We start from the raw sequence: 15213 nt of genomic DNA on the forward strand, positions 1-15213 counted from the left end.
ACCATCCCGAAAGAGGACAGGGGGGGAAAAAAAGAAAAGGAGGGCCCTTGCCGGTCCCCTCCGCTGGCCGCGGCGAGAGGCCCTAGGCCAGGACCCCGGGCCGCGGGCCCGCCTGCTGTTTCACGAGTGCGGTGGCGGTCATGGGGTCGGCCGCTCAGTCCTGGTAGGCCTTGGCCGCCGCGGACTCCAGCTTCGCCGCGGTCGCCTTGGGGTCGGAGGGGTCGCGCAGGAAGTCCTGGAGCAGCTTCCACTCCCCCGCGCCCTTGGTGCCGCCGAAGGCGGCGGGCGCCTGGTCGGACATGTCGAAGCGGACCGAGTCGCCGGCCGAGACCAGGGACCTGGCGGTGGCGCGGGTGACGTCGTCGGCGTACGCCGTGAGGGCGAGCTTCTTGTTGGGGGACAGGAAGCCGCCCGCCTTCGCCCATACGGCCGCGGCCTCGGGCGTGGCCAGGTACTCCAGGAGCTTCATCCCGGCCGTGGCGTTCTTGCCGTCCTTGAGGACGACCGCCGCGTCACCGCCGCTGACCACCGGTGCCGTGCCGCCGTCGACCGCGGGGAAGGGGAAGAAGTCCGCGTCCTTGCCGATGGTCCTGCCGAACTGGTCGTGCGCGACGCCGGCCACGAAGTCGCCCTCGAAGACCATGCCGGCCTCGGGCTTGGGCCCGAACACCTTCTCCACCGAGCCGGGGAAGTCGGTGTTCAGGGCCTCCTTCCGGCCGCCCGCGATCAGCTGCTTGTCCTTGAACAGCTTGCCGAGCGTCCCCAGCGCCTTGACCACGCTCGCGTCGGTCCACTTCAGCTTGTGGGCGGCGAGGGCGTCGTACTTCTGCGGACCGGCCTGGGAGAGGTAGACGTTCTCGAACCAGTCGGTGAGCGTCCAGCCGTCCTCGCCGCCGACCGCGAACGCGGCGAGTCCGGAGTCGGAGACGGTGTGCCCGTCCTTGAGCATCTCGTCGTACGTCTTCGGCGGCTTGACCCCGGCCTGGGTGAGGGCCTCGGGGCTGTACCAGACGGTGGACTTGTGGGCGGCCTTGAAGTAGAGGCCGTACAGGGTGCCGTCGACGCTGCCGTACTTCTTCCACACGGGGGCGTAGTCGGCGGTGACCGTCGCTCGCGCGGCCGGGGACAGCGGCTTCAGCCAGCCCTTCTTCGCGAACTGCTGGAGCACGCCGACCTGCGGGACCATCACGACGTCGGGCGCGTTGCCGCCCTCGATCTTGCTGCCGACGACGGTCGAGACATTGTCGCCGGTGGACACGAACTGGGTCTTGGCGCCGGTCTTCGCGGTGAACGCGTCCAGCACCTTCTGGAAGTTCTTCTGCTCGGCCCCGGACCAGACACCGGCCACGGTGACGGTCTGGCCGCTGAGCGCCTTGTCCCCGCCGCCGGCCGAGACGGGCCCGCCGCCGCAGGCGGTGGCGCCGAGGGCGAGGGTGAGGGCGGTACAGCTGGTGAGCAGGGTGGTACGGCGTCGCATCATCGTCGATGTCCCTTCGAGAACCGGTTGATCAGAGGTCGCTGAGCCACCAGGCCGCCGTGGAGCCGGGCAGGACGCCGGGCGGGCAGGGGCCGCTGGAGAGCAGGGGGGTGCCGGAGACCGGCGCGGGGGTGGGTGCGGTGGTGAAGTTGACGGCGCAGACCAGGCCGTCGCCCCGGACGAAGGCGAGCACACCGGGCGGGGTGTCCAGCCAGTGCAGCGAGCCCTCGCCCAACTGGGGCAGTTGCCTGCGCAGGTGCAGGCCCTCCCGGTACAGGTGCCAGAAGGAGCGGGTGTCGGCGAGCGCGCGGTCGGTGGCGTACTCGGCGAAGTAGTCGGGCTGCGGCAGCCAGGGCCTGGCGCCCTCGGCGCCGGAGGTGAAGCCGAACGGGGAGGCCTGTCCGGACCAGGGCAGCGGCACCCGGCAGCCGTCGCGGATCCGGGCGCGGCTGCCGGTGCGGCGGAAGATCGGGTCGGTGAGGACGTCGTCGGGCAGGTCGACGACCTCGGGCAGGCCCAGCTCCTCGCCCTGGTAGATGTACGCGGCTCCGGGCAGCGCCAGCATCAGCAGCGCGGCGGCGCGGGCGCGGGCGGCGCCGAGGCCGCTGCCGTGCGGGGCGGGTTCCCCGTAGCGGGTGACGGTGCGGACCTGGTCGTGGTTGTTGAGGACCCAGGTGACGGTGGAGCCGGTGCCCGCGATGTCCTGCATGGCCTCGGAGACGACCTTGCGGAAGGCGTCGGCGTCCCAGGGGGCGCCGAGCAGGTCGAAGAAGAAGGCCTGGTGGAGTTCGTCGGGGCGGACGTAGAGGGCGTGTTCGCGGGCGGTGGGCACGGAGACCTCGCCGACCAGGAGCCGCTCCCGGCCGTCGTGGGCCGTGTACTCCTCGCATATCGCGCGCCACCGCCGCCATATGCCGTGCACCTCGGGCTGGTTCCAGGCGAGCGGGTTGACCGAGTCGCGGGTGCGGGCGTCGGCCTCCGGGTCGTCGGAGTCGGGCAGCTCGGGGTGTTTGAACAGTCCGGCGGCGACGTCGATGCGGAAGCCGTCGACTCCGCGGTCGAGCCAGAAGCGCAGTACGCGGTCGAACTCGGCGGTGACGGCGGGCTCGCGCCAGTTCCAGTCGGGCTGTTCGGGGGTGAACATGTGCAGGTACCACTGGCCGTCGTCGACCCTGCTCCAGGCGGGGCCGCCGAACATCGCGTGCCAGTTGTTGGGCGGCTGCGAGCCGTCCGGGCCGCGGCCGTCGGCGAAGTGGAAGCGGGCGCGGGCCGGGCTGCCGGGCTCGCTCGCCAGCGCCTCGCGGAACCACGGGTGCTCGCTGGAGCAGTGGTTGGGGACGATGTCGAGGAGGACCTTGATGCCGAGCCGGTGGGCGGCCGCCATCAGCAGGTCGAACTCGGCGAGGTCGCCGAAGAGCGGGTCGACGTCGCAGTAGTCGGCCACGTCGTAGCCGTGGTCGGCCTGCGGCGAGGGGTAGAACGGGCTCAGCCAGATGCCGTCGACGCCGAGCTTCTTCAGATACGGCAGCCCCGCACGGACCCCCGCGAGATCGCCGACGCCGTCGCCGGTGCTGTCCAGAAAGCTGCGGACATAGACCTGGTAGATCACCGCGTCGCGCCACCAGCCGTACTTACTCAACATGCATGCATGTTAGGTAGGCGTGTCGCAGAGGTGTCAATGAAAAGAACGGAAGCTACTGCAGAGTTGGGGTGGCGAAGCAGGATGTATTAGGACAATCTGAAGCCAGATGAGATGTCTGCGTTACTTAACAAGTAACTAGAAGATGGTCAGCGGTGGGTGATCGCGTCCAGCTCGTGCGCCAGCCGCCGCACCGCCTGCTCGGGCGTCTGCCGGCCGGTCAGGGCGCCGTACACCACCGCCTGCACCACCAGGCTGACCTGGTCGTAGTGCGCGCTCTTCGGGCGCGGCGCGGCGGTGAGCACGGCGGTGCGCAGGGTCGGCAGATAGGGGAACCGCCGGATCAGCCCGGGGTCCTGGTAGAGCGCGGCGCGTACGGGAGGCAGCGCGCCCCGGACGAGCACCTGGCGCTGGACCGGTGCGCTGGTGAGGTAGGCGATCAGCCGCGCGGCCGAATCGGGGTGCCGCGCATGGGAGTTGACCGCCAGGTTGGAGCCCCCGAGGACGCTCGTCCCCGGCCCGTCGGGCCCGGGCAGCGGTACGGCGCCGATCTTCCCGGCGACCTCGGAGCCCCGGGCGGAGGCGACGGCGTAGGCGTAGGGCCAGTTGCGCAGGAAGAGCAGCCTGCCGTCCTGGAATGCCTGTTTGGACTCCTCCTCCTTGTACGTCAGCGCCTGCTTCGGTATCCACCCCTCGCGCAGCCCCCGGGCGAGGAAGCCGATACCCTCGCGGGCGGCCGCCGAGTCGACGGTGACCCGGGTGCCCTCGTCGCCGAGGATCGTGCCGCCCGCCGAGTAGACGGCCTCGGCCGCGTTGACGGTGAGGCCCTCGTAGGGCAGGAACTGGCCCGCGTAGCCGCCGAGGTGGTACTTCGGCGCGATCGTCCGCGCGTCGTGTTCCAGCTCGGCCCAGGTGCGCGGCGGGGGGACGCCCTCCTTGGCGAGGACGTCCCTGCGGTAGAGGAGAAGTCCGGCGTTGGTGACGTACGGGACCGCGTACAGCCGTCCCTCGTAGGTCGCCGTGTCCACCACCGGCGGCAGGAAGCTGCGCAGCGGGAACCGGCTGCGGGGCAGCGGGCGGATCCAGCCGGCCGCCGCGAACTCCGAGGTCCAGTTGACGTCGATGTTGAGGACGTCGAAGCGGCCCCGGTCGCCGCCGCGCAGGTCGGTGGTCATCTGCGCATGGGTCTCGTCGGCGGAGTCCGGCAGCTCGACGAGCGTGACCTTCTCGCCGGGATGGGTGCGGTTCCAGCCCTGGAGCAGCGGGCCGAGATAACCGGTGAGATCGCCGGCGGTGGCCAGGGTCAGCGGGCCGCGCCCGCTGTGCGCGCCCCCGTCGGACCGGACCCCGGAGGCGACGTACCCGGTGACGATCACCACGAGAACGAGGAGGCCCCTACCGGCGGCGCGTATCCACCGCATAGGTTCCTCCTTGCACACGTACACATGGCTCCGGGCGCCCTCGCCGGGAGTCAGAGGCCATGTATACCTGTTAGGTATGGGCGATACTAGAGCCTGGAGCACATTGTGAGAGGACAGGAGGACAGCACGCGTGCGCCTGGCTCTCCTGGCACTCCTGGCCCGCGGCCCGGCCCACGGCTATGAACTGAAGCAGGACCTTGAGCAACTGCTGGGCTCCGCGTACCCTCAGCCGAACGTCGGCCAGATCTACGTCACCCTCGGCCGCCTGGAGAAGTCCGGGCTGATCGAGGGCGAGGACGTCGAGCAGTCCAGCCGGCCCAACAAGAAGGTCTACCACCTCACCGACGCCGGTCGGGAGGCGCTGCACGTCTGGTTCGAGGAGACCGAGGACGAGCCGCGGGTACGGGACGAGTTCTTCATGAAGCTCGCCCTCGCCCCGCAGACCGGTCTCGCCGACCAGATCACCCTCATCAACCGGCAGCGGCGCCAGTACCTCAACACCATGCGCAGCCTGTCGAAACTGGCCGCGGCCGAGGACCGGGACAACAGAATCGCCCATCTGCTGATCGAGGGCGCGATGCTGCACCTGCAAGCCGACCTCGACTGGCTGGAGCGGTGCCAGGAGGAACTGGAATGAGCGAGGACAGTGTTCCGGTGCTGCGCGCCGAGGGGCTGGTCAAGACCCATCACGGCGAGGGCGCGCCCGCGCATGCCGTCCGCGGGGTCGACCTGAGCGTGGCCCGCGGCGAGTTCGTGGCGATCACCGGCCCGTCCGGCGCCGGGAAGTCGACCCTGCTGCACCTGCTGGGCGGGCTGCAACGGCCGGACGAGGGCAGCATCTGGCTGGACGGCCGGTGCACCGACTCCTTCGGTGAGGCCCGCTGGGCGGTGGAGCGGCGCAGGGCCATCGGCATCGTCTTCCAGTTCTTCAACCTGGTGTCCAACCTGTCCGTCGCCGACAACGTGGAACTGCCCGCCCTGCTCGCCGGGGTCCCGCCGAAGCAGGCCCGCGCCGAGCGCGAGGCGCTCCTGGCCGAGCTGGGCCTCGCGGGCAAGGAGCGCAGCATGCCGGGCGAGCTGTCCGGCGGCGAGCAGCAGCGGGTCGCCCTCGCCCGGGCCCTGGTCAACCATCCGCCGCTGCTGCTGGCGGACGAACCCGCCGGGAGCCTGGACAGCAAGGGCACCCGCGAGGTGATGCGGCTGCTGTCCCGCTTCCACGGGCGCGGCCAGACGATCGTCCTGGTCACGCATGACGCCCGGCTGGCGAGCGCGGCCGACCGGGTGATCAGCTTCTTCGACGGCCGGATCGCGGACGACGCGGCGCTGGACACCGCCCCGCCGCCCCGCCGCGGTGGCATCTCCGGGGTGCTGGAGCTGAGGGACTGACCGTGCTGGATCTGAGGGACGTACGGGCCACCCTGCGCTGGGCCCACTCCGATCTGCGCACCCACCGCGGCGAGGCGCTGTTCCTGGTGCTGGCCACCGCCGGCATCGTCGTCTCGCTGCTGCTGGCCACCGCCCTGTTCGGCTATGCCACCAACCCCTGGCAGCGCACCTTCGCCGAGGCGCGCGGGGCGCATGTCTGGCTGCACACCGTGCCGACCGCGGACGCCGGCCGGCTCGCCCGGCTGGACGGCGTCACCGCCGTCGCCGGTCCCTACCGCACCGAGTCCGTCACCGTCGCCGTACGCGGCACCCGTGCCTCCGTGGAGCTGCGCGGCACCCCCCGGCCGCCCGCCGTGGGCCGGCCGCTGCTCACCAGCGGGCACTGGCTGGATCCGGCCCGGCCGGACGGGGTCGTGCTGGAGAGCAGCCTGGCCCGCGCCCTGCTGGCCGAACCCGGCGACACCCTCAGCCTGCCCGGCACCGCCCGCACCCTGACCGTCGAGGGCGTCGCCGACAGCGCCGAGGCCCCGTACACCCCGGGCGAGCAGCCGGGCCTGGTCTGGGCGCTGCCCTCCGCGGTGCGGGCACCCGGCGGCCAGGTCATCGGGCTGCGGCTCGGCGATCCGGCCGACACCGACTACGCGGTGCAGCGCGCCGTCACCGCGCTGGGCGCGGGCGCGGTCGGCGAGGTGTCCACCTGGCAGCAGGCGCGGGCCGCGGCCCAGGGCGACAACCGGCTGCTGGGCCAGGTGCTCGGCCTGTTCGGGCTGGGCGCGCTGATCGCCGCCGGTCTCGCGGTGCACGGGGCGATCGCCACCCGGATCCGCGGACACCTGCGGGACCTGTCGGTGCTGAAGGCGATCGGCTTCACCCCCGGCCAGGTCGTCCGGGTCTTCCTGCTCCAGCATCTCGCCTACGCCCTGCTCGGCGCCCTGGCCGCCGCCGCGCTCACCGAGACGCTGGGCAGCCGGATCCCCGGGCGGCTCGGCGACGCGGTGGGCGTGTGGCAGGGGCTGCCCGGGCACACCGTGGCGCTGTGCGCGGTGCCCGTGGCCGCGGTGCTCTTCATCGGCCTGACCACGGGCCTCGCGGCCTGGCGGGCGGGCCGGGTGCCGCCGGTTCCGGTGCCGCGTCCCGACGCGCCGGCGGGCGGACGGCTCTCCGGTCCGGCCCGGCGGGCGCTGGGGCTGCGGCTGCCGGCCGCGCTGGTCCTCGGCTGCCACAAGCTGTGCGCGGGGCGCGGCCGGTCGCTGGCCACGGTGGCCCGGCTGACGCTGCCGCTGCTGCTGATCGTGGTGGCGCTCAGCGCCTGGACCACGATCGACCGCTTCCACAGCAGCCCGGACCGGGTCGGGCTGCCCACCTCCCTCACCGTCCGCTCGGACGGGCGACCGGACACCGTCCGCGCCCTGCTGGCACACGACTCCCGGGTGGCCGCCGCCTATCCGGGCGTCGAACTGGCCGCGCTGGTGCCCGGGCAGACCGGGACCATCGCGCTGCGCGGCCTCGGCACCGACGCACGGCCCTACCCCTGCGCCCTCGCCGAGGGCCGCGCCGCACACGGGCCGGACGAGGCGGTGGCCGGCCAGGGCCTGCTGGACCTGCTGCACGCGCGGGTCGGCGACTGGGTGCGGCTGACGGTCGGCGACCGGCCGCAGATCCTGCACATCGTCGGCCGCAGCATCGAACCGCAGAACGCCGGCCGGGTCGTCACGGCCTCCCTGGACACCCTCCGGGAGAACGCCCCGGGGCTCGCTCCCGCCTTCTACCAGCTGCGGCTGCGGCCCGGCGCCGACCCGCACCGGGTGGCCGCCGCGCTCACCGCGGCCGGTCACGGCCGTCTGGACGTGCACACCGTGACCAATCCGGCCGACGGGCTGTCCCCGCTGCGCGGAGTCGTCGCCGGACTGATCGCCGTACTGGCCCTGATCGGGCTGGTGGAGCTGCTGACCGCGATCGGCGGCAGCGTCCGCGAGGGCGAGCGGGACCTGCTCGCGCTCAGGGCGATCGGCATGTCCCCGCGCCAGATCACCGCGATCACCGTCACGGCCACGAGCGGTACGGCGCTGGCCGCGATGCTTCTCGCCACCGCCCTGGGGCTGCCGCTGGCCCACCGGCTGATCGACGCCCAGGGCGCCTCCAGCGGCATCGGCGCGGGGATCGCCCAGTCCCCGTCCGCCGGGCTGCTGCTTCTGCTGGGCTCGGCGGCCGTCCTGGGCTCGGCCGCGCTCGCCGCCCTGCCCGCGGCCCGAGCGACCCGCCGCCGCCTGGCGGACACGCTGAGCGCGGTGGCCTGAGGGCGGGGGGCTGGGCCGCCGGGCGTCAACGGCCGTATGGATTACTGCTGTTGTACGGCCCGTAGCCGCTGGTGTAGGGCCCGTGGCCGCTGGTGTACGGCGCCTGGCGCGGGGTGCGCAGCGACGGGTGGGCGGCCAGCCGGATGCCATGCCTCCGCTTGAGCCGGGCCATCTCGTACAGCGCGATGGCCGTGACCGTGACCGGGGCGCCGAGAATGAAGACGATGCCCAGCGTCAGTCCGAGACCGTGCAGATCACCGGTGAGCAGATCGGGCAGGGCCATCAGCCAGCTGGTGACGATGGCGAGCAGCGGCGGCAGACAGCGGTGTACGGCCGCCGTGCCGAAGAAGTTGCCGGTGATCCGCAGGGCTCCGGCACCGACGAACCAGACCAGCCACAGCGTCAGCACACCCACCGGGATCACCAGCAGACCCCCGCTCAGCGCGGTGCCGTTCTGGAGCAGCAGGACGGTCACGACGGCCGAGCCGACGAAGGTCACCAGCAGGCCCAGCGCCCGCAGCAGTGCCGGCCGCAGCGGGCGCAGGCTTCCGCCGCGCCGCCAGATCCAGAGCATCACCCCGACCGTGAGCGGGGTGACGACCAGCAGGACGAGCGAGGCGATCAGCAGGTTCTCCAGCATCTCCTGGGGAGCGAAGCCGCCCTCCACGAAGGTGTAGACACCCACCGCCGCGACCGTGCCGGCGGCGACGCGGATCCGCTTGAGCTGCTCGACCGCCGGATCCAGCGGCTCGGGTATCCATCCCGGATGGAACACCGCCGAGGCCGCGTGATGCGCCTTCAGATAGTTCCGGCCGGCCGGACCGGACCCCGTACGTCTCCCCCGCCCACGGGCCACCGCACACTCCCCCGCGTCATGACTCACATGATCACCGGGAGTGTACGGGAGCCGGGCGGTGTGCGCCGCGCCCGGCTCCCGCGGTCCTGGGTCAGCTACGGCCGCGCAGTTCCCGGTACTTGGCGACCAGCGCCGTGGTCGACGCGTCGAGGCCTGCCACCTCCGCCCCCTCGGTCAGCGCCGGCTCGACCCGCTTGGCCAGCACCTTGCCGAGCTCGACGCCCCACTGGTCGAAGGAGTCGATGTTCCACACCGCGCCCTGCACGAACACCTTGTGCTCGTAGAGAGCGACGAGCTGGCCGAGCACGGACGGGGTGAGTTCCTTCGCCAGGATGGTGGTCGTCGGCCGGTTCCCCTGGAACGTCTTGTGCGGGACCAGCTCCTCCGGCACCCCCTCCGCGCGGACCTCGTCGGCGGTCTTGCCGAAGGCGAGCGCCTGGGTCTGGGCGAAGAAGTTGGCCATCAGCAGGTCGTGCTGCGCCTTGAGTTCCCCGCTCAGCTCGGCGACCGGGCGGGCGAAGCCGATGAAGTCGGCCGGGATCAGCTTGGTGCCCTGGTGGATCAACTGGTAGTAGGCGTGCTGGCCGTTGGTGCCCGGGGTGCCCCAGACGACCGGCCCGGTCTGCCAGTCCACGGGCTCCCCGTCCCGCTGCACCGACTTGCCGTTGGACTCCATGTCCAGCTGCTGGAGGTAGGCGGTGAACTTGGACAGGTAGTGGCTGTAGGGCAGCACCGCGTGCGACTGGGCGTCGTGGAAGTTGCCGTACCAGATGCCCAGCAGGCCCAGCAGCAGCGGGGCGTTGGCCTCGGCCGGGGCGGTGCGGAAGTGGTCGTCGACGATCCGGAAGCCGTCGAGCATCTCCCGGAAGCGGTCCGGCCCGATGGCGATCATCAGGGACAGGCCGATCGCGGAGTCGTACGAGTAGCGGCCGCCGACCCAGTCCCAGAACTCGAACATGTTGGCCGTGTCGATCCCGAACTCGGCGACCTTCTCGGCGTTGGTCGACAGCGCCACGAAGTGCCGGGCGACCGCGGCCTGGTCACCGAGCGCGTCCAGCAGCCACGTCCGGGCGGAGGTCGCGTTGGTGATGGTCTCGATGGTGGTGAAGGTCTTGGACGCGATGATGAACAGCGTCTCCGCCGGGTCCAGGTCGCGGGTGGCCTCGTGCAGGTCGGCGCCGTCCACGTTGGAGACGAAACGGACCGTCAGCTCGCGGTCGGTGAAGCTGCGCAGCACCTCGTAGGCCATCGCGGGGCCGAGGTCGGAGCCGCCGATGCCGATGTTGACGACGTTCCTGATGCGCTTGCCGGTGTGGCCGGTCCAGGCACCGGAGCGGACCCGGTCGGCGAAGTCGCTCATCCTGTCCAGCACCGCGTGCACCTTCGGTACGACGTTCTCGCCGTCGACCTCGATCACCGCGTCCCGCGGCGCGCGCAGCGCGGTGTGCAGCACCGCCCGGTCCTCGGTGACATTGATCTTCTCACCGCGGAACATGGCGTCCCGCAGCCCGAACACGTCGGTCGCCGCGGCCAGCTCGCGCAGCAGCCGGAGCGTCTCCTCGGTGACCAGGTGCTTGGAGTAGTCGATGTGGAGATCGCCGACCTGGAGCGTGTACCCGCTGCCCCGCCCGGGGTCGGAGGCGAACAGCTCCCTCAGACCGGTGTCGGCCAGCTCCTCCCGGTGCTTGGCGAGCGCGGTCCACTCGGGCATCTGGTGGAGCCTGGTACGGCCGTCTGCGTTCATGTCCGACTTCAGCCTTCTTTCGTGCCTGTCCCAGCGGTTCCAACCTAATTGATCACCCCGCCGGTATCAGGGCGGTGTCAGCGGTGTCGAGGAGGATCCGAAGGGCTGCCGGGGTGAAGGCCGGCACGATGAGCAGCGGTCGGCCGCACGGGCCGGAAGACGACTCCGGCCCGGCACCCACAGGCGCCCGGCCGGTCTCGAACTCCTAGATCTCGCCCCGCAGTTTGGCGAGCGCCTCGGCGAGGATCGCCTCGCCGTCCGCGTCGCTGCGCCGCTCCCGTACATACGCGAGGTGCGTCTTGTAGGGCTCGGTGCGCGGCGGAGCCGGCGGATTGTCCCGGTCCTGGCCGGCCGGGAAGCCGCAGCGCGGGCAGTCCCAGGTGTCGGGGACCTGTGCGTCGCTGGCGAAGCTGGGCTGCGTCTCATGCCCGTTGGAGCACCAGAAGGAGATGCGCAGACGCGGCGCGGACTCGCCGCGCTCGGCCTCGCCCATCGGCCCCGCCCCGACCCGGCTTCCCCGGATCGCGTTGCCACTTGCCACGGTCGTAACTCCCTGCGTGATGGTGCCGCGAAGCGAGTCGGCGTTTCGCTTCGCTGCGAGCGCCTCAGTCTACGTAAGGCCCAACGCGCGTCCAGTGATTGGAGTTACAAGACCCCACACCTAGACGCAAGCCCCATGATAGGCCGCGCTCACGAGCGCGTACCGAACATGGGGCGTTACGTACGGAATGTGCGGATCGTCCGCGTCAGCTGTTCGTCTTCATCAGGATGCCGAGGACGATGATGCACGCGAACCACAGCACGCCGATCACGATGGTGATCCGGTCAAGGTTGCGCTCGGCGACCGAGGAGCCGCCGACGGAGGACTGCATGCCGCCGCCGAACATGTCGGAGAGGCCGCCGCCCTTCCCCTTGTGCATCAAGACCAGCAGCATCAGCAGCAGGCTGAAGATGATCAGGGCGATCGAGAACCCCAAAACCACGGCTGGACCAACTTCCTCGGATTCGGATGGGACGACGGGGCCCAGCACACAGCGCTGGACCCCGCAAGGGTACGACGGATCGCGCCTACCGCATACTCACAGCTCGGATCACTGGTCGCGGAAACGCACGATCTTGACGAACTCGTCGGCGTCCAGCGAGGCGCCGCCCACCAGAGCGCCGTCGATGTCGGCCTGCGCCATGATCTCGGCGACGTTGCCCGACTTGACGGAGCCGCCGTACTGGATGCGCACCTTGTCGGCCAGATCCTGCGAGTACAGCTCCGCGAGCTTGGCGCGGATGGCGGCGCAGACCTCCTGCGCGTCCTCGGCGCCGCAGACCTTGCCGGTGCCGATGGCCCACACGGGCTCGTAGGCGATCACCACGGTCTCGGCCTGCTCGGCGGGCAGGTCCTTGAGACCGCCCTCGACCTGGGCGAGGGTGTGGGCGACGTGGTTGCCCGCCTCACGGACCTCCAGCTCCTCGCCGACGCACAGGATCGGGGTCAGGCCGTGCTTGTAGGCGGCCTTGACCTTGGCGTTGACCAGCTCGTCGGTCTCGTTGTGGTACTGGCGGCGCTCGGAGTGGCCGATGGCCACGAACGTGCACTTGAGCTTGGCCAGCATCGAGCCGGAGATCTCGCCGGTGTAGGCACCGGAGTCGTGCTGCGAGATGTCCTGGGCGCCGTACTTGATCTTGAGCTTGTCGCCGTCGACCAGGGTCTGCACGGAGCGCAGGTCGGTGAAGGGCGGCAGGACGGCGACCTCTACGGCCTCGTAGTCCTTGTCGGCCAGGGCGAAGGCGAGCTTCTGGACGTGGGCGATGGCCTCCAGGTGGTTGAGGTTCATCTTCCAGTTGCCCGCCATCAGCGGCGTGCGAGTGGTCATGCGGGGTCAGTCCTCCAGTGCGGCGAGGCCGGGGAGCGTCTTGCCCTCGAGGTATTCGAGGGAGGCGCCGCCACCGGTCGAGATGTGGCCGAACGCGTTCTCGTCGAAGCCGAGCGTGCGCACGGCCGCGGCCGAGTCACCGCCGCCGACGACGGTGAAGCCCGGCGAGTCCAGCAGTGCCTGCGCGACGGCCTTGGTGCCGTTCGCGTAGTCGGGGTGCTCGAAGACACCCATGGGGCCGTTCCAGAAGACCGTACCGGCGTCGGCCAGCTTCGCTGCGTACAGCTCCCGGGTCTTCGGACCGATGTCGAGACCCTCCTTGTCCGCCGGGATGGCGTCCGCGGAGACGGTGTCGGGGTGGGCGGGCGCCTTGGTCTTCAGGTCCGGGAACTCGGACGCGACCAGGACGTCGACGGGGAGCACGAACTCCACGCCGCGCTTCTCCGCCTCCGCCAGGTACTCCAGGCACCGGTCCTTCTGGTCCTCCTGGAGCAGCGAGATGCCCACCTCGAGACCCTTGGCGGCGAGGAAGGTGTACGCCATGCCGCCGCCGATCAGGATGCGGTCGGCCTTCTTGAGCAGGTTGTCGATGACGCCCAGCTTGTCGGAGACCTTGGCGCCGCCCAGCACGACCACGTACGGGCGCTGCACCTCGTCGGTGAGCTTCTTCAGGACGCCGACCTCGGTGGCGATGAGGTAGCCGGCGTAGTGCGGCAGCTTGGCCGGGAGGTCGTAGACGGAGGCGTGCTTGCGGTGCACCGCGCCGAAGCCGTCACCGACGTACACATCGGCGAGGGCGGCGAGCTGCTCGGCGAAGGCGGCGCGCTCGGCGTCGTCCTTGGACGTCTCGCCGGGGTTGAAGCGGAGGTTCTCCAGGACGGCGACCTGGCCCTCCGTCAGACCGGCGACCGCGTCCTTGGCGGACTGTCCGACGGTGTCGGCCGCGAAGGCGACGGCGGAGCCGATGATCTCGCCCAGTCGCGAGGCGGCCGGGGCGAGGGAGAAGGCGGGGTCCGGGGCGCCCTTGGGACGGCCCAGGTGCGAGGCCACGACCACCTTGGCGCCCGCCTCCGTGAGGGCCTTGACGGTGGGCGCGACGGCGCGGATACGGCCGTCGTCGGTGATGGTCGTACCGTCCAGCGGCACGTTGAGGTCGGCGCGGACGAAGACCCGCTTGCCGCGCACACCGGCGGCGAGAAGTTCGTCGATCGTCTTCATTGAGTGGACTCCTGGGGAGGGCTCGTGGTGCACCTGATCGTAAAAGGACGTGGTCCGTACGCGAGACAGGGCCCGGACAGCGCGACGGCGCGCTGCCCGAGCCCTGCACTCACTTCAAGGTCCTGCTGCGGTGTTCTACGGCGATCAGAGCTGGCCGCCGACGAAGACCGTGAGGTCCACGAGGCGGTTGGAGTAGCCCCACTCGTTGTCGTACCAGCCGATGACCTTCACGTTCTTGCCCTCCTGGACCATGGTCAGGGAGGAGTCGAAGGTGCAGGACGCCGGGGCGTTGACGATGTCGGAGGAGACGATGGGGTCCTCGGTGTAGTCGAGGAGGCCCTTCAGCTCGCCCTCGGCGGCCTTCTGGAAGGCGGCGTTGACCTCTTCCTTGGTGACCTCGCGGGAGAGCTCGACGACCAGGTCGGTGACCGAGCCGGTCGGGACCGGGACGCGCATGGCGATGCCGTCCAGCTTGCCCTTGAGCTGCGGCAGCACCAGAGCGGTGGCCTTCGCGGCACCGGTGGTGGTCGGGATGATGTTCTCGGCGGCGGCACGGGCGCGGCGCAGGTCCTTGTGCGGGAAGTCCAGGATGCGCTGGTCGTTCGTGTACGCGTGCACCGTGGTCATCAGACCCTTGACGATGCCGAAGTTCTCGTCCAGGACCTTCGCCATCGGCGCCACACAGTTGGTGGTGCAGGAGGCGTTGGAGATGACGTGGTGGTTGGCCGCGTCGTACTTGTCCTGGTTGACACCCATGACGATGGTGATGTCCTCGTCCTTGGCCGGAGCCGAGATGAGGACCTTCTTGGCGCCACCGGCGATGTGCTTGGCGGCGTCCGCCTTGCTGGTGAAGATGCCGGTCGACTCGATGACGATGTCGACGCCCAGCTCACCCCAGGGGATGTCGGCCGGGTTGCGCTCGGACAGCACCTTGATGGTGTGACCGTCGACGGTGATCGTGTCGGCGGTGTGGGTGACCTCCTGCTTGAGGCGACCCAGGATCGTGTCGTACTTGAGCAGGTGAGCCGTGGTCGCGGTGTCACCCAGGTCGTTGACAGCCACAACCTCGATGTCCGCACCCTGCTCCAGCAGCGCGCGGAAGTAGTTACGCCCGATGCGGCCGAAGCCGTTGATGCCTACGCGGATCGTCACGAACCGATCTCCTCGTTGGTACGCCGGCTATGCGGTGCCGGCGAGCTCTGTTTGGGATGTCCCCGACCACCACCGACCCTACCTCTCTGAGGGCCCCGAGGTGACATCGAGATGGCCCATACACGGGCAGGCGTTCCGTACCCGTCAGTAGAGGT

General features: G+C 70.8%; 13 protein-coding genes. 3 read left to right on the top strand and 10 right to left on the bottom strand.

The features are described 5' to 3' along the window. Positions 1-154 precede the first annotated feature (154 nt). The 3 genes from ACZ5CZ_RS24625 to ACZ5CZ_RS24635 all read right to left on the bottom strand — a co-directional run bounded on the left by ACZ5CZ_RS24625 (position 155) and on the right by ACZ5CZ_RS24635 (position 4537). Complete coding sequence (locus ACZ5CZ_RS24625; protein ID WP_385843127.1) at positions 155-1480, bottom strand: ABC transporter substrate-binding protein; 1326 nt, start codon at positions 1478-1480, stop codon at positions 155-157. Between the two features lie 28 nt (positions 1481-1508). Then, positions 1509-3119 carry a glycoside hydrolase family 13 protein gene (locus tag ACZ5CZ_RS24630; protein WP_385843125.1) on the bottom strand — a complete coding sequence of 537 codons (1611 nt, stop codon included), beginning with the start codon at positions 3117-3119 and terminating at the stop codon, positions 1509-1511. 146 nt (positions 3120-3265) lie between these two features. After that, positions 3266-4537 (bottom strand): ABC transporter substrate-binding protein, encoded by a 1272-nt coding sequence (locus ACZ5CZ_RS24635; RefSeq protein ID WP_468946020.1) that lies wholly within the window; start codon positions 4535-4537, stop codon positions 3266-3268. A 130-nt stretch (positions 4538-4667) separates the two neighbouring features. On the opposite strand from ACZ5CZ_RS24635, the gene ACZ5CZ_RS24640 reads away from it, so the two are divergent. From ACZ5CZ_RS24640 to ACZ5CZ_RS24650, 3 genes are read left to right on the top strand one after another with little or no spacing between them, the layout of a single operon-like run. After that, entirely contained in the window at positions 4668-5174 is a 507-nt protein-coding gene (locus ACZ5CZ_RS24640) for a PadR family transcriptional regulator (protein ID WP_450790083.1), read from the top strand. After that, positions 5171-5923, top strand: a complete 753-nt coding sequence (locus ACZ5CZ_RS24645; protein ID WP_385843122.1) for an ABC transporter ATP-binding protein — start codon at positions 5171-5173, stop codon at positions 5921-5923. The genes ACZ5CZ_RS24640 and ACZ5CZ_RS24645 overlap by 4 nt, the downstream gene beginning before the upstream one ends. A gap of 2 nt (positions 5924-5925) precedes the next feature. After that, positions 5926-8220 (top strand): FtsX-like permease family protein, encoded by a 2295-nt coding sequence (locus ACZ5CZ_RS24650; RefSeq protein WP_468946024.1) that lies wholly within the window; start codon positions 5926-5928, stop codon positions 8218-8220. Between the two features lie 25 nt (positions 8221-8245). Here ACZ5CZ_RS24650 and ACZ5CZ_RS24655 read toward each other — a convergent pair whose 3' ends face one another. From ACZ5CZ_RS24655 to gap, 7 genes are all read right to left on the bottom strand, one after another. Next, positions 8246-9076 (bottom strand): hypothetical protein, encoded by an 831-nt coding sequence (locus ACZ5CZ_RS24655; protein WP_385843120.1) that lies wholly within the window; start codon positions 9074-9076, stop codon positions 8246-8248. 91 nt (positions 9077-9167) lie between these two features. After that, positions 9168-10820 (bottom strand): glucose-6-phosphate isomerase, encoded by a 1653-nt coding sequence (gene pgi / locus ACZ5CZ_RS24660; RefSeq protein WP_385843119.1) that lies wholly within the window; start codon positions 10818-10820, stop codon positions 9168-9170. A 205-nt stretch (positions 10821-11025) separates the two neighbouring features. After that, positions 11026-11361 carry an RNA polymerase-binding protein RbpA gene (locus ACZ5CZ_RS24665; RefSeq protein WP_010352468.1) on the bottom strand — a complete coding sequence of 112 codons (336 nt, stop codon included), beginning with the start codon at positions 11359-11361 and terminating at the stop codon, positions 11026-11028. 205 nt (positions 11362-11566) lie between these two features. Then, positions 11567-11797, bottom strand: a complete 231-nt coding sequence (gene secG / locus ACZ5CZ_RS24670; RefSeq protein WP_385843305.1) for a preprotein translocase subunit SecG — start codon at positions 11795-11797, stop codon at positions 11567-11569. A gap of 114 nt (positions 11798-11911) precedes the next feature. Next, entirely contained in the window at positions 11912-12688 is a 777-nt protein-coding gene (gene tpiA, locus ACZ5CZ_RS24675; protein ID WP_385843117.1) for a triose-phosphate isomerase, read from the bottom strand. A 6-nt stretch (positions 12689-12694) separates the two neighbouring features. Then, positions 12695-13906: a phosphoglycerate kinase gene (locus tag ACZ5CZ_RS24680; RefSeq protein ID WP_385843116.1), complete on the bottom strand. Its 1212-nt coding sequence runs from the start codon at positions 13904-13906 to the stop codon at positions 12695-12697. Positions 13907-14050: 144 nt separating this feature from the next. Then, on the bottom strand, positions 14051-15058 hold the full coding sequence (gene gap, locus ACZ5CZ_RS24685; RefSeq protein ID WP_385843115.1) for a type I glyceraldehyde-3-phosphate dehydrogenase: 1008 nt from the start codon (positions 15056-15058) through the stop codon (positions 14051-14053). Positions 15059-15213: the final 155 nt, after the last annotated feature.

Source organism: Streptomyces sp. NPDC031418, assembly GCF_055581605.1.